13 protein-coding genes and 2 pseudogenes are annotated in these 18,295 nt (G+C 70.0%); 9 read left to right on the top strand and 6 right to left on the bottom strand.

The annotated features are described in order from the left end of the window. Positions 1-51 precede the first annotated feature (51 nt). On the bottom strand, positions 52-1,359 hold the full coding sequence (gene pcaC, locus ACFYO9_RS10890; protein ID WP_358773756.1) for a 4-carboxymuconolactone decarboxylase: 1,308 nt from the start codon (positions 1,357-1,359) through the stop codon (positions 52-54). Positions 1,360-2,752: 1,393 nt separating this feature from the next. On the opposite strand from pcaC, the gene ACFYO9_RS10895 reads away from it, so the two are divergent. After that, the gene (locus ACFYO9_RS10895; RefSeq protein ID WP_358773754.1) at positions 2,753-3,604 is read left to right on the top strand and encodes an MMPL family transporter; all 852 of its coding nucleotides are present in this window, start codon (positions 2,753-2,755) and stop codon (positions 3,602-3,604) included. Next, a complete protein-coding gene (locus tag ACFYO9_RS10900) occupies positions 3,559-4,980 on the top strand; it encodes an MMPL family transporter (protein ID WP_388666197.1) in 1,422 nt (473 codons plus the stop codon). The genes ACFYO9_RS10895 and ACFYO9_RS10900 overlap by 46 nt, the downstream gene beginning before the upstream one ends. A gap of 31 nt (positions 4,981-5,011) precedes the next feature. On the opposite strand, the gene ACFYO9_RS10905 is transcribed toward ACFYO9_RS10900, so the two are convergent. From ACFYO9_RS10905 to ACFYO9_RS10920, 4 genes are read right to left on the bottom strand one after another with little or no spacing between them, the layout of a single operon-like run. Then, positions 5,012-6,979 carry an acetoacetate--CoA ligase gene (locus ACFYO9_RS10905; protein WP_358773750.1) on the bottom strand — a complete coding sequence of 656 codons (1,968 nt, stop codon included), beginning with the start codon at positions 6,977-6,979 and terminating at the stop codon, positions 5,012-5,014. Further along, entirely contained in the window at positions 6,976-8,583 is a 1,608-nt protein-coding gene (locus ACFYO9_RS10910; protein ID WP_358773748.1) for a bifunctional 3-(3-hydroxy-phenyl)propionate/3-hydroxycinnamic acid hydroxylase, read from the bottom strand. The genes ACFYO9_RS10905 and ACFYO9_RS10910 overlap by 4 nt, the downstream gene beginning before the upstream one ends. A 31-nt stretch (positions 8,584-8,614) precedes the next feature. Then, entirely contained in the window at positions 8,615-9,553 is a 939-nt protein-coding gene (locus ACFYO9_RS10915) for a fumarylacetoacetate hydrolase family protein (RefSeq protein WP_358773746.1), read from the bottom strand. A 35-nt stretch (positions 9,554-9,588) separates the two neighbouring features. Beyond that, positions 9,589-10,737 carry a VOC family protein gene (locus ACFYO9_RS10920; protein WP_358773744.1) on the bottom strand — a complete coding sequence of 383 codons (1,149 nt, stop codon included), beginning with the start codon at positions 10,735-10,737 and terminating at the stop codon, positions 9,589-9,591. Between the two features lie 133 nt (positions 10,738-10,870). On the opposite strand from ACFYO9_RS10920, the gene ACFYO9_RS10925 reads away from it, so the two are divergent. The 3 genes and pseudogenes from ACFYO9_RS10925 to ACFYO9_RS10935 form a co-directional block, all read left to right on the top strand. Continuing rightward, positions 10,871-11,506: a TetR/AcrR family transcriptional regulator gene (locus tag ACFYO9_RS10925; protein ID WP_355806065.1), complete on the top strand. Its 636-nt coding sequence runs from the start codon at positions 10,871-10,873 to the stop codon at positions 11,504-11,506. Positions 11,507-11,578: 72 nt separating this feature from the next. Continuing rightward, complete coding sequence (locus ACFYO9_RS10930; protein WP_358773742.1) at positions 11,579-11,812, top strand: hypothetical protein; 234 nt, start codon at positions 11,579-11,581, stop codon at positions 11,810-11,812. 92 nt (positions 11,813-11,904) lie between these two features. Continuing rightward, positions 11,905-12,417: pseudogene (locus ACFYO9_RS10935) on the top strand (SDR family oxidoreductase); the annotation flags it as partial. A 267-nt stretch (positions 12,418-12,684) separates the two neighbouring features. Here the strand turns inward: ACFYO9_RS10935 and ACFYO9_RS10940 are convergent. Continuing rightward, positions 12,685-13,419, bottom strand: coding sequence for a TetR/AcrR family transcriptional regulator (locus ACFYO9_RS10940; protein WP_358773740.1), 735 nt, complete (start codon positions 13,417-13,419; stop codon positions 12,685-12,687). Positions 13,420-13,704: 285 nt separating this feature from the next. Here ACFYO9_RS10940 and ACFYO9_RS10945 point away from each other — a divergent pair, with 285 nt between their 5' ends. From ACFYO9_RS10945 to ACFYO9_RS10960, 4 genes and pseudogenes are all read left to right on the top strand, one after another. Next, positions 13,705-14,652, top strand: a complete 948-nt coding sequence (locus tag ACFYO9_RS10945) for a zinc-binding alcohol dehydrogenase family protein (RefSeq protein ID WP_358773738.1) — start codon at positions 13,705-13,707, stop codon at positions 14,650-14,652. A gap of 265 nt (positions 14,653-14,917) precedes the next feature. Continuing rightward, positions 14,918-15,770, top strand: a pseudogene (locus ACFYO9_RS10950) (alpha/beta fold hydrolase). Further along, complete coding sequence (locus tag ACFYO9_RS10955; protein ID WP_358773736.1) at positions 15,767-16,663, top strand: alpha/beta fold hydrolase; 897 nt, start codon at positions 15,767-15,769, stop codon at positions 16,661-16,663. The pseudogene ACFYO9_RS10950 and the gene ACFYO9_RS10955 overlap by 4 nt, the downstream one beginning before the upstream one ends. Next, positions 16,660-18,240, top strand: a complete 1,581-nt coding sequence (locus ACFYO9_RS10960; protein WP_358773734.1) for an FAD-dependent oxidoreductase — start codon at positions 16,660-16,662, stop codon at positions 18,238-18,240. Before ACFYO9_RS10955 ends, ACFYO9_RS10960 begins: the two co-directional genes overlap by 4 nt. Positions 18,241-18,295: the final 55 nt, after the last annotated feature.

Genomic DNA, 18,295 nt, shown 5'->3' on the forward strand with positions numbered 1-18,295 from the left:
CTGCGCGCGCGGGGAGTGATCTTCCGTAAGAGGCGTCATCCCCCCATCCTGCTACTCCGGGGGCGTGGTTTCCTCACGGATCACGGCTTGGGCGACCTTGAAGGCCGAGTTCGCGGCGGGGACCCCGCAGTAGACGGCGGCCTGCAGCAGGACCTCCTTGATCTCGGCGGGGGTGAGGCCGTTGCGCAGCGCGGCGCGGGTGTGGAAGGCCAGCTCGTCGAGGTGGCCGCCGGCGACGAGCGCGGTGAGCGTGACGCAGCTGCGGGAGCGGCGGTCCAGGCCGGGCCGGTTCCACACCTCGCCCCACGCGTAACGCGTGATGAGGTCCTGGAAGTCGCCGGAGAAGTCGTCGGCGGCGGCGAGCACCCGGTCGACGTGCGCGTCGCCGAGGACCTCGCGGCGCACCTTCATCCCCGCCTCGTACAGGGCGGGCGACGCGGGGTCCGGGACGGCCTCGGGCTGCTCCATGGGGGCGATCTCGCCGACCGGCGAGACGGGCCCGGCGGGCGGCGGGGCGAGGACGGGTTTGACGGGCGGCGCGCTGAGGGCCGACTGGCCGAGGGTCGCGTCGGGCGCGGCCTGCCAGGCCGAGGAGAAGTGCCGTACGAGCAGGTCGGTGACGGCGGCCGGCTGCTCGACCGGCGCGAGATGTGAGGCGCCCGGCACGACGGCGAGCCGCGCGTCGGGGATCCCCGCGACGAGCGTGCGGGCCTCACCCTGCCCGGTGACCTGGTCCTCCGAGCCCACGAGCACCAGGGTGGGCACGCCGATGCGGCCCAGCTCGGCGCGGATGTCAAAGGCGGCGAGCGCCTCGCAGGCGGCGATGTAGCACCCCGGGTCGGTGGTGCGGACCATCTGCACGGCCCACTCGGTGATGGCGGGCTGGGCGGCGGCGAAGCCGGGGGTGAACCAGCGTTCGGGGGCGGAGCGCGCGATGGGGTCGAGGCCGTTGCTGCGCACGATCACGCCGCGCTGCCGGAACTCGTCGGCCGTGCCGAACCGCGGCGAGGCGGCGATCAGCCCGAGCGAGGCGACGCGCTGCGGGTGCCGGAGGGCGAGCTCGGCCCCGATGGCACCGCCGAAGGCGCAGCCCGCGTATCCGAAGCGCTGCACGCCGAGCTCGTCGAGCGTGCCGAGCAGCCGGTCGGCGAGCTCCCCGACGGACCCGCAGGGGTGGGCGGGGGCGCCGCCGTGCCCGGGCATGTCGAACCGGAAGACCCGCCACTGCTTGATCAACTCGGGAATCTGGCGGTCCCACATGTGCCATGTGGTACCCAGCGAGGCACCCAGGATCAGGACTGGAGCGTCTTCTGGCCCGTCAAAGCGGTATTGCAGGGTGTTCATCGGCGTCTCACTCACCTGCCTGACCCTCTCATCAGTCACTACCGCCCCTATGAGTGGGGTGCCCTGTATGCACGTCTGACCAGGTGGAAGACCTCCCGTACCGTCTCGCCGCAGTGCATGTCCGTTCCTCTGCTCAACCCATCAACGCGTCGCGTTGCCGGTACCGGGTCGCGTCAGGCGGTCAGGTATGTGAGAGAGCCTTGTTGATCGGCAGGCCCCTATGGGGACACGCCCCGCCGGCCCGGCACCGGCAACGCACCGTCCCCAATCCGCAGCCGACACGGAGTGATCCAGGCACTTCGGCCAAAGGAGTCATGAGTCAGACCTCGGACTCGGGACAGCACCTGCCCATCCTCTCCTCGCGCACCATCCCCTCGCTCGGGGACGGCGGATGTGGCACTGGTCGGTCCTTTTCGAGGCAGGGCTCCGACACGTGTGTTCACGTCCGAACCTCCACGGCTGTCTAAACGACGCCGTTCAGCGTCACCCTCCCCCAGCGCCCCGCCACACTCGCCTGGCGTCCACACCCTGGCCAGCCACAAAGCACCTGCCGCCCCATCAGAACGAGCGTCATTTCGGCGTCAAGGTATCGCCCGTAACGCCCACACCGCACATAACGCACACAGGAAAAAACCGCAGGTCAGGCGCCCTTAGCGACCGGTTCAACGATCGCCACGCACTCCACATGATGCGTCATCGCGAAACATGTGGAGCGCAAGCGTGTGGAAGTAGCCGCAGGTCAGCACCCCGCAACGAACATTCCGGGCACAACGCTCGCGTGCGTTACGTGCGCCGTGTGCGTTACGTGCGGCTTCTTGACGCACGAGGCCCCCGGTGCGCCATTCAACGTTAGGCCCCAGGCAGTCCCTCACGAAACCAATCCGCCCATCGCACTCCAGCGGCCGTTTGGGGTCCAGTCGGCGGCATCATCTGCCCAGGGCGGCACGACTGCACGAAGCTGGATTAGACCGCAGCCCCGGCCCCGCACCCGACGCCCGGGTCCTGCTCGATCGCCAACGGGGCTCCCGCCCACGACCAGCAGGAGCTTCTCGAGGACCGGCCACCCCAGCCCCATAACCTGCGAATTCAAGTTGACGAAGGCTCAGTGCTCGGTGAGGTCCCGGGTATCCCAGCCAGCGCCGGCCATCGCATCTGCGTACTTTTCTGCGGTCGCGGTGGGCGGCGAGCGCCAGAAGGTGGGTAGGGCGTATCGCGCCGACGATGATGCATCAGCGACATGATCGTGTGCACGAATCGGCCAGCCCGCGACGTCCTGGGGACGTCCCGGCCCGGCGTCCGGAAGACGTCATCGCACGTAATTCCGGCGCAGGTGTGACGCGAAATGCGCGATTTCATCTATTTTGAGATATTCATCAGGAGATCTGCGACTTGATGACCGGAGCACGCCATGGCCACCTTTCTCTACCGTCTCGGGAAGCTCGCGTTCCGGCGCCGTAGGCTGGTTCTCGGCCTGTGGGCGGTGGTGATCGCCGCAGTCGTGGCCGGTCTAGGAATGGCCGGTGCGGACACCGACGACACGTTCACGATTCCGGGGTCGGAGTCCCAGCAGGCGCTCGACACACTCAAGCGGGTGTATCCGCCGGCCGGTGGTACCAGCGCGCAGATTGTGTTCACCGCTCCCGCGGGAGAGCAGGTCACCGCGCAGAAGTACCAGGCGGGGATCGCCGCGTCGCTCAAGGAGGCCGCGGCCGCCCCGCAGGTGGCCGGGGTCCTCTCACCCGAGCAGACCCGGGTCGTGTCCAAGGACGGCCGTGCTGCCCTCGCCCAGGTCCAGTACACCGTCTCCAACGTGGACCTCAAGGACGGGTCCCTTGACTCACTCGAGGACACGATCGCCCCGGCCGAGAAGGCCGGGCTCACGGTGTCGGTGGGTGGTCAGGCGTACAACAGCACCGGTGTCGACATCAGCGCCAAGGAAGTCGTCGGTGTCGTGATCGCCCTGATCATCTTGGTGATCACGTTCGGCTCGCTGCTCGCGGCCGGGATCCCGGTGCTCACCGCCGTCATCGGCGTCGTGGTCGGCGCCGGCGGCCTTCTCCTGGTGAGCCATCTGACCGCGATCTCCTCCACGGCGCTGACCCTGACGGTCATGCTGGGCCTCGCGGTCGGCATCGACTACACGCTGTTCATCCTGTCCCGCCACCGCGACCAGCTGAAGGCAGGGATGGCGCCCGAGGGTCGGCGGCTCGCGCGATCGGGACCTCCGGCAGCGCGGTCGCCTTCGCCGCGCTCACCGTGATCATTGCCATGGTCGGACTGTCTGTGGTCGGCATTCCCTTCCTGACCGCGATGGGGCTGGCCGGTGCGGGAGGAGTGGCGGTCGCCGCGCTCGTCGCCCTCACCTTGTTGCCCGCGCTGCTTGGATTCGCGGGCGAGCGGCTGCGACCCAAGCCGAAGAAGGCGGCCGTAAACGGCGACCAAGCCGCGTCGGACGATCACGGCGTTCGCGGCGGTCACGGCGGTCAGGCCCAGCCGAAGCAGACGCTGGGCGCCCGGTGGGTGCGGGTGGTGACCCGCGTTCCCGCCCTCACCGTCGTTCTGGTGGCGGCCGGGCTCCTGGTCGTCGCCTGGCCCGCCCGCGATCTGCAACTGGCCCTGCCCGACAACGGCAGCGCCGCGAAGTCCACCACCCAGCGCGAGACCTACGACACCATCACCACGGAGTTCGGCCCCGGCCTCAACGGCCCGCTGCTGCTCCTCATGGACACCGGCGGCGCCAAGGCATCCTCCGCCCAGGAGCTGACCGGGCAACTGAACACCGTACGCCAGGACTTGAGCACCATCGAGGGTGTCGCTCTCGCCTCGGCCGCCCAGCAACTCAACCCCGACTACGCGATGCTGACCGTGGTGCCGACCACCAGCTCCGGGGACGAGGCCACCAGCGACCTGGTCAAGGCGCTGCGGGACAAGGAGTCCTCCATCCGGTCCGGCACCGGGATCTCCTACCAGATCACCGGACAGACCGCCGTCAACGTCGACGTGTCCCAGAAGCTCAGCGACTCGCTGCTGACCTTCGCCACCGTGGTCGTGGGCCTGTGCCTGCTGATCCTGCTGGTGGTCTTCCGCTCCCTCGTGGTCCCGGTCAAGGCGACGGTCGGGTTCCTGCTCTCCGTCGCGGCCTCCTTCGGCGCGGTCGTCGCGGTCTTCCAGTGGGGCTGGGCCGCGGACTTCATCGGCGTCACGAAGACCGGTCCGGTCGTGTCCTTCCTGCCGATCATCCTCATGGCCGTGCTCTTCGGACTCACCATGGACTACGAGGTGTTCGTCGTCTCCAGCATCCACGAGGAGTACGCGCACAGCGGTGACGCCCGCCGGGCCGTGCTGCGGGGCTCGCCCCTGGCGTTCCGGGTGGTCACCGCCGCTGCGCTGATCATGGTGGCGGTGTTCGCCGGCTTCGTCACGATGGAGGACGCCATCGTGAAACCCATCGCCTTCGCCCTGGCCTTCGGGGTGCTGGTGGACGCCTTCCTGATCCGGATGACGTTCGTGCCCGCCGTGCTCATGTGGGTCGGCCAGGGTGGGTGGTGGCTGCCGCGATGGCTGCAGAAGGTCCTGCCGAACGTCGACATCGAAGGGCGCGATCTGCCGAAGCCGGAGCTGGCGACTCAGCCGTAGGACAAAGGGCAACGGGTATGCGGCGGCTCCGCTACACGGCGGCTCTGCTCTCGCGGCGCCGGGCGCCCAACTGTGCGTAATACGCGATGAGGTCGGGGTCGTCCACGGCGGCGGGGTTGACGACCTGGTCGGCCGGGGCGCCCTGGAGCAGCCGCTTGACCGGGACTTCCAGCTTCTTGCCGGTGCGGGTGTGCGGGATGCCCGGCACTTCGAGCACCTCGTCGGGGACGTGGCGCGGTGAGGCGCCGCTGCGGACGGCGTCGCGGATCTTCTCGCACAGGGTGTCGTCCAGAGTCACCCCCGCCGCCGGGACCACGAACAGCGGCATCCAGTAGCCGCCGTCCGGTTCCTCCACGCCGATGACCAGGGCCTCGGCGATCTCGGGGAGGCGTTCGACGACGTCGTGGATGTCGGCGCTGCCCAGGCGGACGCCGTTGCGGTTCAGCGTGCTGTCGGAGCGGCCGTGGACGATGACCGAGCCGTGGGAGGTGTGGGTGATCCAGTCGCCGTGCCGCCAGACGCCTGGGTAGGTGGAGAAGTAGGCGTCGTGGTAGCGGGTGCCGTCGGAGTCGTTCCAGAAGTACAGCGGCATGGACGGCATGGGGCGGGTGACGACCAGCTCGCCGACCTGGCCGATGACCGGACGGCCCGCACTGTCGTACGCGGCCAGAGCCACGCCGAGGTGGGGTGCGGACAACTCTCCGGACCAGATGGGGGTGTTGGGGGCGCTGCCCGCGAAGCCGGAGACGACGTCGGTGCCACCGCTGGTGGACGAGAGCATCACATGGGCGCCGACGTGGTCGCGGACCCAGGGGTAGGCGGAGGCCGGCAGGGCGGAGCCGGTGCAGCCGACCGCGCGGACCGCGGACAGGTCGTATGCGGACGGGCTGATGCCGAACTTGGCCATGCCCAGCAGGTATTGAGGGCTGGTGCCGAAGACGGTGACGCGGTGGCGGGCCGCCAGCTCCCAGAGGATGCCGGGCCGGGCGGAGGGGGCAGGGCTGCCGTCGTAGGTGCAGGTCGTGGCGCCGGTCAGCAGGGTGGAGGCGACCAGGTTCCACATCATCCAGTGGGTGGTGGTGTACCACAGCAGGCGGTCGCCCGGGCCGAGGTCCGAGTGCAGGCCGAGGGTCTTGAGGTGTTCCAGGAGGACGCCACCGTGGCCGTGGACGATGCCCTTGGGCAGGCCGGTGGTGCCGGAGGAGAAGACGACCCACAAGGGGTGGTCGAACGGCACCGGTGTACAGGCGAGTTCTTCGGTACGGGTGGCGGCCTCCTGCCACGGCACCACCGGCGACGAGTACGCCTGCGAGGGCCATGCCAGGCCCACGTGGTCCACCAGGAGCGTCGCCTTCAACGTCGGCAGGGCGTGGGCCAGTTCGCGTGCGGCGTCGCGGCGGTCGTGGGTGGTGCCGTTGAAGAGGTAGCCGTCGGCGGCGATCAGGACGGTGGGTTCGAGCTGGGCGAACCGGTCGGCGGCGGCCTGGGGCGCGTAGTCCTGCCCGCAGACCGACCACACTGCGCCCAGGCTCGCGGCGGCCAGGAACGCGACGATCGTGTGCGGGGTGTTGGGCAGGTAGCCGACGACGCGGTCGCCCTTGCCGACGCCCCGGTCGCGCAGGGTGGCGGCCACGGAGGCGACCTGGGCGCGGAGTTGCCCGCCGGTCACCTCGTACGCGGAACCGGTCTCGTCGAGGGCGAGGATCGCCACGTCGTCGTCGGTGAGGCGGCGCAGGGCGTGGTGGGCGTAGTTGAGGGTGGCGCCGGGAAACCAGCGGGCGCCGGGCATGGTCTCCTCGGCGAGGACCTGCTCATAGGGGGTGTCGGCGTCGATGCCGAAGTACTCCCACACTGCGCCCCAGAAGCCCTCCAGGTCGGTGACCGACCACTGGTGCAGGGCGGCGCAGTCGTCCGGGGCGATGCCCTGACGCCGGGCGAACTCGGCGATGCGGCTGGCGGCCGCCGTCTCCGGGTCGGGTGTGAAGAAGGGCGTGTTCATCGCGTCGTACTCCTCAAAAGGCTTTTCGGGACCGGGAGTTCGGAGGGATCGGGGCGTCGCGTGGTGTGCAGCAGCGCTGCCCAGTCGGCGGTCGCGGTGAAGTCGCGTGCGCCGGCCGGGACGACGTCGAGGACGATCCGGTCGGGCCGCAACAGGACCGCGTCCGCTCGTCCGGCGTGCAGCCAGGCGGCGAGTGTGCCGTCGTCACCGAGGCCGGTCACCGGGATCACGGGGACGCCGAGACCGTGGGCGAGCGCGGCCGACCAGGGGTCGGGTTCGGTGGCGGTCAGCACGGCGAAGGAGTCGCCGAGCGCCTCGTCGAGGCGGATACGCCGCCCGTCGACGCGCACCCAGGGTTGCGGACAGTGCGTACCGGCCAGGCCCCGGCGGGCCGTGCGCCGCACGAGCGGCCCGGCGGTCAGGGGCGTGCTGATGTCGCGGCCGGCCAGCCTGGGCAGGCCGGGTATGCGGCAGGCGGCGGCCAGAAGACTGCGGCGAAGCGCAGCGGCGCCGTCCTGCCCGCCGGTCATGGCCCAGCCCATGGCGACCGCGAGCCGGATCACATGCCGCGCGTGCGGCTTGCGCTCGCTCTCGTACGTGTCCAACAGCCGTTCCGGGGAGCCGTGTTGGAGGAAGCGGGCGAGCTTCCAGGTGAGGTTGTAGGCGTCGCGCAGGCCCGCGCACAGGCCCTGGCCGATGAACGGCGGGGTGAGATGGGCGGCGTCGCCGAGCAGGAAGACCCGGCCGTTGCACCAGCGGTCGGCGATGCGGGCCCGGAAGGTGTACTGCGTCTCGCGGACGACCTCGAAATCGCCCTGGTACGAGGACGGCAGCCACGGGGCGACCAGGTCGCGCACCGGCTGCTCCGCCCCCTCGCGCTGACGGAACTCCCAGCGGTAGCGGCCCTCGCCCACCCGCATGAAGGTCGCCGGCCGGTCCGGGTCGCAGACCTGGTCGACGCCCTCCCAGCAACGGACGTCGGCCGTGGTCCGGACGTCGATGACGGTCCAGTCCTCCTCGAAGCGCAGGTCCTCCCAGACGGCGCCGACGGCTTCGCGGGTGAGGCTGTTCGCGCCGTCGCAGCCCAGCACCGCCTCGGCCCACAACTCGTGCTCGCCGTCGCCGTCGCGGTAGGTGACCCGTACGGGGCCGCTGGTGTCCGGGCCGATGCCGGTCACCTCCACGCCGCCCCTGAGTTCGCACTCCGGGCGCCGGGTAAGGGCGTCGCGCAGGACGCTTTCGAGTTCGGGCTGGTCGAACATGCTGGTCTGCGGGTAGCCGTGCGGGCCGTGCGCGGAGCGGCGGAACTCGGTCATCACCCGGTGCCGGGCATCGAGCAGCCGCAGCCCGTTCGACGGGCGGGAGATCGCGGCGAACTCCGCACCGACGCCCGCGGCCTGGAGGATCCGGCGCACCTCGTCGTCGGTGGCGACGGCGCGCGGGAGCGGGTAGACGTCCCGGTGGCGTTCGAGGACGACACTGCGGATGCCGCGCCGGGCCAAGAGCAGAGCGGCGGTCGCGCCCACCGGCCCGGCGCCGACGATCACGACGGGCACACGTGCGGCTTCCCCAACCGGTGCACTTGCGGCTTCATCATCGGTCATGTGCGGCTCACCTCGGGTGTCGGTTCCGGTGTCAGTTCGCGTCCGCGACGGGCGTGCGCTGCTCGCCGAGGTCGATCCGGCCGTCCGGGGTCGCGATCGACGCCGTGACCACGTCACCCGCGCTCAGGTAGTGCGGGTTCTTCACCTGGCTCTTGAAGAACGCCTTCCACTTCACCGCGGGCGGCAGCAGGGCGCCGATCTTCTCGACCGCCTTCGGCGGGGCCTTGAGCGCGGTGCCGCCGGGCGTGCCGGTGAGCAGCAGGTCGCCGGGGTCGAGGGCCTGGAAGCGGGCCAGCAGGGTCAGCGCCCGCGCCGGGCGGACGATCATGTCGGCGAGGGTGCGGTCCTGCCGCAGCTCCCCGTTGACGCTCAACTTCAGCCGCAGGTTCAGGAGATGGGCGAAGTCCTCCGGCTCCAACAGGGCCAGGTACGGCCCGGTCGGGGTGAAGGTGGGGTACGACTTGCTCTCGTAGAACTGCGTCTTGGTCAGCTGGACGTCACGGGCGCTGACGTCGTTGGTGACGACGAGCCCGGCGACGTACGACGGCAGGTCCTGCTCCTCGACGACGGTGCCGACGGGCAGCGGCGCGCCCATGACGAGGCCGAGCTCGATCTCGTAATCGAGGAGCTTCACGTGCGCCGGGCGGACGACGGCCTCGCCGGGGCCGCTGACCGAGCCGGACGCCTTGCGGAAGAAGGCCGGCGGGATGTCGCCGGTGAAGCCCGAATCGCGGGCGTGGCTGCGGTAGTTGACCATCTGAGCGACGACCCGGCAGGGCGTGGTGACCGGCGAGAGGGCCACCAGGTCGGCTACAGGCGTGCCCACCTCGCCGGAGGCGGCGGCCTCGCGGACGGCGGCGCGGTCGGCAAGTAGCTCGGCGGTGGTGGCGGCCTTGGTCTCGACAGGGACGGCGCGGTCGCCTCGGACGACCCACCAACCATCGGCGGTACGCAGAACATTGGTGCTCATATCAGTGCCTTTGTCAGGGGATTGGCGTGGGGGATTCAGGAGTTGGCGGCCTTGAGCAGGCCGAACAGGCGCGCCCGGTCCAGCTCGTTGTCACCGCGCAGCGCCGCGATGACCTCGCGGACCCGCTGCGGGGAGGGACTGGAACCGAGGAAGTCACGCGTGACGGGCGGGCCCCACTGGGCCAGGCCGCTGCTCGACATCGGCGCCCAGCCGGGCTCGACGTCACAGGAGAACAGGTCGCCGTCGGCGAAGTGCTCCAGCATGAAGCGGTCGGGATCGCGCCAGTAGTCGAAGAGCTGGCTGCCCTGGATGTGTCGGCCGATGCCCCAACTGCGCTGGTAGCCACGCTCTTTGAGGTACTCGCCACCGGCAGCGATGGAGTCCAGGTCGGTAACCTGGTACGCGGAGTGCACATACCCGGCGCCCGGCCCCAGATGCATGGCCAGGGTGTGGTGATCGGCCGGTACGCCGCCCAGGTCGCAGCGGATGAACGCCATGGTCGGGCCGCGGTCGCGCTGACCGTCCAGGAACAGGAAGTCGGAGACGATCATCCCGAGGGTGTCCAGGTACCAGTCCAGGGCCCGGCCGAACACCCGCGTCTCCAGCACCACATGCCCCAGGCGCTGGATACGGGACGGTTCGCGCGGCGGGCGCTGAGCGGCGTTGGTACGACGGTGATCCGTACCGAAGTTGAGGAGCAGCGACTGCTGTTCCGGCAGCGCCGGAAGCTGCTGACCGCAGTGCACGACCCGCACCGGGAAGCCCGACGGATCGAGCAGATCGACCACCTTGCCTCCGCCACCGGGCACGTCGGCATCCCGTACCGATGACCCAGTGGCTCGGGCCAGCCGGTCCAGGTCACCGCGCTCGGCCGCCCGGAACGCAGGGCCGATGAAGCGGGAGGTGCGGCCCTTGCGGATCACCATGCACGGCGGACCGGCGAAGGTGCCGCGCAGCCACAGCTCCCGCTCGGTACGCGCCACGATGCCGAACCCGAAGTCCCGGGCGAAGACCTCGGCCCGCTCCAGATCCGGCTTCTCGAACTCCAGCCAAGCCAGGTCGGCCACCTTGATCACGGGATTCCGGGAGCGGCCGGGATGTTCGCCGCGCAGGGCGCCCTGCTCACTGTGGAGGTCCTGGTGGGCCGTGCTGACGTCGGCCCCGTTGACGCGGGTTTCAGACATGCTGCCCTCCGAGCGACATTGCTTGTTGATGAAATCAACAGCTTTGACAGTTCGCTCGTCAAGGCGTCCGCGACGAGTAATGATGAATTCATCAGGACTGTGACCGACATCGTTCGGCGGTTAGAATCGACACATGTCGACGCAAGCCCCGCCCAGCAACCGGTTCGAGCGACGTCGCGCGGAGACTCGCAGGGCTCTTGTGCGAGCGGCCCGGCAGATACTCGCCGACAACGGCGACACCAGCGCGAGCATCCAGGCCATCGCCGAGCGCGCCGACGTGGGCTTCGGCTCCTTCTACAACCACTTCGACTCCAAGACGGAGCTGTTCGAGACGGCGGTGGTGGACGCCCTGGAGGAGTTCGGCCACAGCTTCGACGAGCACCTGGCCGGGATCGACGACCCGGCGGAACTCCTCTCGGCCGGCTTCCGGCTCAGCGCCCGCATGGCCGACTCGCACCCGGAGCTGATGCAGGTCCTGCGCCGCCGCGGCCTGGGGCACGTCCACTCCGACAACGGACTGGCCCGCAGGGCACTGCGCGACCTCCAAGCCGGCATCGCCTCCGGCCGCTTCACCACCCTCGACCCGACGGCCGCCCTGACTGCACTCGGCGGAACCCTGCTGTCCTTGGTGGAACTGCGCTTCGCCCGCCCCGAGGTGGACGGCGACGAGGCCGCCGCGAACCTCGCCGAGATGGTCCTGCGCATGCTCGGCCTCTCGCCGGACGACGCCCACGAGGTCGCCCGGCGCCCCCTCCCCGACCTTGACTGAGCCGGTCTCTCGGCGCGCAAGGACTACGACGACTGCACCGCCAAGTACGGCCGCTACGGCATTCCTGTCTACGTGATCGTGGACCCGTCCGCCGCGGAGGTCGTCGCCCACACCGAGCCCACCGGTACCGGCCACATCACCGCCCGGACCCACAAGTACGGCACGGGCAAGCTCCCGATCGAGCCGGCCGACGGGCGGACCGACGTTCTTGACCTGGACGAGCTGCCCCGGCCTGAGCCGGGTCTGTCTAGGTCCTGGGTCTGTCCCGTAGTCGGTGGTGACGCTGCGTTGCGGAGTGCTCGTTGAGGTCGTGTGATGGATGTCAACGAGCTTGTGAGTACGGTGTTTTCCGGGCTATCGGCGTTGGTCGTCGAGGACGTGGCGGATGGCGGTGACTCGGTATCGATGTTCTGGTCAACAACGCAGGGATCATGGACAGCATGTCGGCTGTGGCCGATGTCGGCGACGCCGAGTGGGAACGGCTGATCCGTATCAACCTGACCGCTCCGTTCCTGCTGACCCGGGCCGCCCTGCCCCACATGCTGAGCGCGGGCCGCGGCTCCATCGTGTTCACCGCTTCGGAGGCGTCACTCCGCGGCTCCGCTGCCGGAGCTGCTTACACCCTCGCCAAGCACGGCATCGTCGGCCTCACTAAGTCGCTCGCCGTGACCTACCGCAACCACGGGATCCGCACGAACGCGATCACCCCGGGGGGCACCGTCACCAACATCCGGGCTGATGTCGACGCGGAAGCCCTCGGCCCGCAGGCGCTTTTCCCCTCCATGGGCAACGTGGGACAGCCCGCGGCCGCCGAGACGCAGGCCGCCGCCATTGTCTTTCTTGCCTCTGAGGCCGCACGCAACATCAACGGGGCTGCTCTACCGGTGGATGGCGGCTGGGCCGCCGTCTGAGGCACGCCGTACCGACCGAGTGGCCGCCGCGCCGCGCGGCGAGGTACCAGAGGCACAGCCCGAGCGGGACACGGCCTTGCGATAGCCCCATGTGATGGGGAGACAGGCTGCCTGCGCTCGCCGCGGGGCATCCGTAAGGGCATCGCGTTCGCTTGCGGCACTTCGCTACGGTCTCCGACGATGCGGGCGATGGAGGCGGCCGACAGGCCGTCGCGCCCCAAGGTCCTTCCGTGACGCAACCGGGGGCGCTCGTCGACAGGGCGGGCGTCAATCTTCGCTGGACCGCCGCGAGAGTCCGGTGATGAGGCAGTCGAGGCCGAAGTGGAACTCCTCGGTGACCGGTACGGCAGTGAGGGCGTCGGCGGTGCGGGTGAGGGCAGGGTAGGCGTCGGCGTCCAGCTGCCGGTAGAAGGCGGCGAGTTGGGGGGCTGCGGCCGGGTCGGCTGCGGCGGGGCCGTGCTGCTGGGCGGTGAAACCGATGACGTAGTGGCCGACGGCGGTGAAGGCGCGGGCGGCGAAGGCGGGGGCAAGCCCTCGGTCCAGGAGCGCGCGTAGGACGCGCTCGCGCTGGGCGAGTCCGTTGGGGCCGACGGGGATCTGGGCCATGAGCGGGGGGATGACGGCGGGATGCCGGCGCAGGGCCTCATACAGGCGGCTCGCCATGACGGTGAGCGTTTCCTGCCAGGTTGCAAGGGTGTCGAGGTCGCCGAGGCCGGGTTCGCCGAGGACGCGGTCGACGATGTGGGCAAGGATCTCGTCCTTACTGGCGAAATGACGGTAGAGCGTGGCCGTTCCGGAGCCGAGGCTGTCGGCGAGCATGCGCAGGGAGAACGCCTGGACTCCGTGCTCGTCGACGAGTTGGAGGGCGGTCTTGACGATGTGGTCCGTGTCCAGGGAGGGGCGGCCGCGGCGGGGGGCGCTGGGCGCGCTGGGGCGGGCGGCCCACCACGCCGGGCTGCCGGGCGTTGCCGTGCCGTCGTGCGCGTCCGAGGGGGCGGTCATCTCCTGGGACCTTTCTGTCGAGTGGGAACCAGGCCGGTGTCCGCACGGTGCAGGGGCGAGCGGCGAGAAGGTCGCGCCCGGGCCACGGTAGCCGCTGGGTAGAGCGTGTCCCTTTCGCGTGACCTCAGAGCGGCCTGCTCCCGGGTGGCACGAGGGAGGCAATTGATTACGTTATATATGCACGTAAAACCTGATTTGCCCCCATTCTCATTTTATGGCTACGCTGTAACCATAATGAGGTGGCCGGATGTCGGCGACCGTGAGCGCACACGCCAGGAGGCAGCGATGAAGGCAGCAGTGGTAACAGCCGCAGGGGCCGTGCCCCAGTGTCAGGACTTCCCCGAGCCCGAGGCGGGCCCCGGCCTGCAGTTGGTCGAACTGGTCGCGTCCGCGATCCACCCGGTCGTGCGCTCCAAGGCGGACGGCGTGCACTACAGCAGCACCGGCCAGTACCCGATGATCCCCGGCGTCGACGCCGTCGCCCGCGCCGCGGACGGCGCGCTGGTGTACACCGGCGAGACGCAACTGCCGTGGGGAACCTTCGCGGAGCGGATGGCCGTGCCGATGGCCGCCCCGCTGCCCGAGGGGGCCGACCCGCTGGCCGTCGCGGCCGGCATGAACCCGGGGATGGCCTCGTGGATGCCGCTCACGACCCACGTCGATGAGCGCGGAGTGCCCGACACGGTGATGGTGCTGGGCCCGACCGGCGCGGCCGGCGGCCTGGCGGTCCAGAACGCGCGCGCCCTGGGCGCCCGCAGGATCATCGGTGTCGGCCGGGGTGCGGCCGACCTCGCCCGGGTCGCCGGGTACGGCGCCGAGACCGTCGAGCTGACCGGGGAGCGGGACGCCGACGCGCGGGCCATCGCCGCCGCCCTCGACGGCGCCACCCCTGACCTGGTCCTGGACTACCTGTGGGGTACGCCCACCGAATCCGCCTTCCAGGCCCTGCACGGCCTGGAAGGCGCGAACCCCACGAACTACGTGGAGATTGGCTCCATCGCCGGCGCGGACGCCGCCGTCCCCGCGGCCCTCCTGCGCAGCCGCCCCTTCCGGCTCTCCGGCAGCGGCATCGGCTCCTTCGACATGCACCGCTACCTCGTCCAGGCCCAGGCGTACCTGAAGGTGATCGCGGACGGAAAGATCGCGGTGGACACGGCGCCGTACCCCCTCTCGCAGTGCGCCGCGGCGTGGACGGCCAAGGGCGGCCCGCGCGCCGTCCTGACCGCCGAGTAGCGGACCCGGCGCCGACCCCGCAGCCCCGCCGCGGCCTCCCGGCGGCGGGGTTCGTCGCGTCCCGGGACGCCGATGGGGGCGCTTCGCGCCAGGTCCTGGACCGTTGTGCCCTCGATTATTTACGGATACGGTGTGGCCGAAATACTGGTCCATCGTTCGCTCCGCCGGGAATCCTGGGGTGGTGTGCGGGCCGGCGTGTGCGGGACCGAGCAGGAGGAGCGGGGCATGAACCCATCTGGTCCGGATCTGGCGAAGGTCGGCGGTTATGAATGTCTGGTCTGAACCCCAATCCGACTCACGATTCGCCGACGTCGATGGCCTGCGGTTCCACTACAAACGAGCCGGCCATGGGCCCACGGTCGTGCTGCTGCACGGCAGCGCCTCGTCCCTGCACCACTTCGAGGAGGTGGCGGCCCTACTGTCGGCGTCGTACGACGTCATCCGCCCCGATCCTGCCGGGATGGGGGCTCACCGAGTCCCGCGACGACCGGGACTATCGCGTCCCGACGTACGCGGCCACGGTCGCCCGTTTTCTGGACGTACTGGGCGTGCGCAGCAGTGCCGTGGTGGGCAACTCGCTGGGCGGTAACATCGCGTGGAACCTCGCGCTGGACCGTCCGGAGCGGGTCAGCGGTCTGGTGATCGTCAACGCCACCGGCTACCCGGAGAAGGCGGTCCCGGCGGGCCTGCGGCTGGCCCGCAATCCGCTGCTGCGTCCCTTGCTCCGCCGGACGATGCCGCGCCGCGCGATCGAGCGAAACCTGCTCGCGGCCGTCGGCCCGCACTCGGACATCGTCGACGACGCGATGGTCGAGCGTTCGTACCAGCTCATGAGCCGGCCCGGGAACCGATCGGCCTTCGTCGACTTCGTCAACACCGACCAGCCCGACCGCAGCGCGGAGATTCCGCGCATCGCGGTGCCGACGCTGGTGCTGCGCAGCGCGAGCATCAATGCCCAGCACTTCGCCCAGGACATCCAGGGCGCCCAGGAGTTGGTCCACGCCGACGGTGGCCATCTGCTGCCGGAAGAGGACCCGCAGTGGGTCGGCGGCGCCATCGCAAAGTTCCTCGACTCCCCTGCGGACAGCTCGCAGTGGCAGCAAGGAGGCCGACCGTGAAGTACTTCGTAGCCGCCGGCGAAGACCGCCGCCTCCCGGCCGCGCGGCAGAGCCTGCGCGGCAGCTTCATCGAGCTGTCCGACGGTGTCACCCACTACGAGCTGGCCGGCCCCGAGGGCGGCGACACCGTCCTGCTGGCCGGCGGGCTCACGGTTCCGCTGTCCTACTGGGACCGGACGGCGGCGGAGCTACGGTCACGCGGGCTGCGCACCCTGGCGTGCAGCGCGTACGGACGCGGATACTCCGACCGGGTGCGGGCGACATACGACGAAACGCTGTTCGTCCGCCAGCTCGTCGAGCTGAAGGAAAAGCTCGGCATCAAGCGGCCGGTGCATCTCGTCGGCACCTCCATGGGCGCCCTCGTCGCGATGCAGTACGCCGGACGGCATAGCGAGTCGCTGGCGACCCTGACACTGGCGGGACCTGCCGGGCTCGCCCCGCAGAAGGTGCCGCCGCACCGGCTGCTCGCCAGTGATCTGCTGGCCGGCTTCGTGGCCCGGCGGTTCGGGCGCCGGCTGCTGGAGAGCCACCTCGGCTCCAACGTGCGTGATCCGCAGCTCTCCGCCGAGCTGGCCGCGATGGTGCTCGACGCCTACCGGTACGAGGGTTCGCTGTACGCGTTCTTCGACACGCTCCAGCATCTGCCGCTGTCCGGACGCACCGAGCTGTTCCGACGTGCGGGCGAACTCGGCATACCGACGCTGCTGCTGTGGGGCGACGACGACAAGGTCACGCCCATCGACCAACTCGACACGGCACGCTCCCTGTTGAAGCCGCAGCAGTGCCACGTCATTCCGGACTGCGGCCATATGGCCGCCTACGAACGGCCCCGCGAAGTCGCCGAGCGGATCGCCTCGTTCATGGCAACCCGCACGGAAAGGCAAGACTCATGAACCACACTCAGCCCCTCGACGTCCTGATCATCGGCGCCGGGCCGACCGGCACCGCGCTGGCGATCGACCTCGCACGCCGCGGCCTCGCCATCCGCATCGTCAACAAGTCGGACCACGCCTTCGACGGCTCACGGGCCAAGGGCATCCAGCCCCGCACCCTGGAAGTGCTGGAGGACCTAGGAGCGCTCGACTCCATCCTGGCGGGCGGCACCACCTATCCGCTCCTCGGAATCCATCTCGGCCCCCTGGCGGCACCATGGCGGATGATGCGCAACCGGCAGCCGAGCGCGGACGTTCCGTACCCCAACACCTGGCTGATACCCCAGTACAGCACCGACCGCGCGCTGCACGCCCGCCTCGAACAGCTCGGCCACCACGTCGAGTTCGCGACAGGGCTCGTCGAACTGACCCAGGACAGCGACCTCGCTACCGCCAAGGTGACAGGCCCCGACGGAATCGAGGAGATCACCGCCCGGTATGTCGTCGGCGCCGACGGCGGTTCGAGCACCGTCCGCAAGCAACTCGGCATCGGCTTCACCGGCTCGACGGACGAGCAGGACCGGATGATCATCGTGGATGTCGTCACCACGGGCCTGTCCCGCGACCGGTGGCACATGTGGCCGCGTACCGGGGGCAAGTTCACCGGCGCCTGCCCGCTTCCCCACAGCGAACTGTTTCAGTGGATGATCCGGCTGGACGCCGACGAGGAGCCCATGCTCGACGAGGCACAGCTCAACGAACGGATCCGCTCGGCCACCGGCAACCGGCGCATCACACTGAGCAACATCCAGTGGACGTCGGTGTTCCGGCCCAACATCCGCCTCGCCGAGAGCTACGGTCAGGGGCGCGTCTTCCTCGCCGGCGATGCCGCACACGTGCACACCCCGGCCGGAGCCCAGGGACTGAACACCGGCATCCAGGACGCCTACAACCTCGGCTGGAAGCTCGCCCAGGTCCTGGCCGGCATGGACCCCGCGCTCCTGGACACCTACGAGGCCGAACGGATGCCGATCGCCGCCGAAGTGCTCGGACTGTCCACGAAGAAGTACGACGGAATAGCCAAGCTCGACCCATCGAGCCTCAAGCGAGGCAAGGACGAACAGCAGCTTGCCCTCACCTACTTCGGCGGCCCCCTCGCCCCCGCCGACAGCGACCGCACCAAGACACTGCGCGTGGGTGACCGGGCACCGGACGCCGCACTGACCGGCAGCGACGGCAAGCACGTCAGGCTGTTCGACGTTTTCCGCGGACCGCACTTCACTGCCCTCGCCCACGGCCGCCGCGCCTCCGACGCCCTCGACCAGCTCGAATGGCCCGCGGTCGGCGCACAGTTGAAGCGGATCGCAGTCGGCTCCCCCGCCGAACACGCGGACCACGTCCTCACCGACTCCGCGGGGACACTCGGGGCGGTCCACGGGCTCGCCGCGGACACCCTGCTGCTCGTCCGCCCCGATGGCTATATCGGCCACATCTCGAGCGAGGACATCCTCACCAGCACCCGCACCGCAATTGAGGCGATGACGCCTACCACTATGAGTGGCACCGGAGTCTCTCCTGTTACAGGCGTCGCCGAATGAGCCGCACCTCGCTGCGGGGCGCGAGTCACCGCCATGGCCCACGAGATGCACTCCA

The sequence above is a fragment of the Streptomyces sp. NPDC005863 genome, assembly GCF_042871345.1.
Taxonomy (GTDB): Bacteria; Actinomycetota; Actinomycetes; order Streptomycetales; family Streptomycetaceae; genus Streptomyces.

Excerpts from the sequence above, each read along its gene's own strand:
- ACFYO9_RS10895 (WP_358773754.1), top strand. The coding sequence starts at position 2,753 with ATGGCCACCTTTCTCTACCGTCTCGGGAAGCTCGCGTTCCGGCGCCGT.
- ACFYO9_RS10905 (WP_358773750.1), bottom strand. The coding sequence starts at position 6,979 with ATGAACACGCCCTTCTTCACACCCGACCCGGAGACGGCGGCCGCCAGC.
- ACFYO9_RS10910 (WP_358773748.1), bottom strand. The coding sequence starts at position 8,583 with ATGACCGATGATGAAGCCGCAAGTGCACCGGTTGGGGAAGCCGCACGT.
- ACFYO9_RS10915 (WP_358773746.1), bottom strand. The coding sequence starts at position 9,553 with ATGAGCACCAATGTTCTGCGTACCGCCGATGGTTGGTGGGTCGTCCGA.
- ACFYO9_RS10920 (WP_358773744.1), bottom strand. The coding sequence starts at position 10,737 with ATGTCTGAAACCCGCGTCAACGGGGCCGACGTCAGCACGGCCCACCAG.
- ACFYO9_RS10925 (WP_355806065.1), top strand. The coding sequence starts at position 10,871 with ATGTCGACGCAAGCCCCGCCCAGCAACCGGTTCGAGCGACGTCGCGCG.
- ACFYO9_RS10940 (WP_358773740.1), bottom strand. The coding sequence starts at position 13,419 with ATGACCGCCCCCTCGGACGCGCACGACGGCACGGCAACGCCCGGCAGC.
- ACFYO9_RS10945 (WP_358773738.1), top strand. The coding sequence starts at position 13,705 with ATGAAGGCAGCAGTGGTAACAGCCGCAGGGGCCGTGCCCCAGTGTCAG.
- ACFYO9_RS10960 (WP_358773734.1), top strand. The coding sequence starts at position 16,660 with ATGAACCACACTCAGCCCCTCGACGTCCTGATCATCGGCGCCGGGCCG.